Source organism: Staphylococcus sp. GDX8P80P, assembly GCF_017893095.1.
Taxonomy (GTDB): Bacteria; Bacillota; Bacilli; order Staphylococcales; family Staphylococcaceae; genus Staphylococcus; species Staphylococcus borealis.
The window spans coordinates 1-370 of sequence record NZ_JAESMI010000183.1 but is presented as its reverse complement, the minus strand read 5'-3'; the positions used below and the strand labels follow the sequence as shown (position 1 = coordinate 370).

Sequence of the window (370 nt, the reverse complement as noted above, 5' to 3'; positions counted from 1 at the left end):
TCGGATTCTAATATTTCGACTAATAACATTTCATTAAAATATAAATCTACATTATAAAGGAGATTATTATCATGGAAAAAATCGCAAACGCAATCAAAGGTGCAATTGAAGCAGGTCAAAATCAAGACTGGACTAAATTAAGTACAAGTATTTTAGATGTAATTTCTAATGGTGTAACAGAATTAAGTAAAATCTTTGGTTTCTAATATCTTAAAACTTACAGTTTAAATATATAAATAAAAGAAATGGAGCGATTTAAATGTCAAAATTAGTACAAGCAATTAATTGCAATCATGTTCTTAGTTCTTAAACCATTAATGAGCAATGATAGTTTCAAAGATCAAATGATTAGAGATTCTCAAAATCAAGG

1 protein-coding gene is annotated in these 370 nt (G+C 26.2%); it reads left to right on the top strand.

The features are described from left to right. The first annotated feature begins 71 nt into the window (after window positions 1-71). Window positions 72-206, top strand: a complete 135-nt coding sequence (locus KA858_RS12175) for a beta-class phenol-soluble modulin (RefSeq protein WP_210135821.1) — start codon at window positions 72-74, stop codon at window positions 204-206. Window positions 207-370: the final 164 nt, after the last annotated feature.

Bases quoted from the DNA above. Each gene is read 5' to 3' on its own strand.
- KA858_RS12175 (WP_210135821.1), top strand. From the start codon at position 72: ATGGAAAAAATCGCAAACGCAATCAAAGGTGCAATTGAAGCAGGTCAA.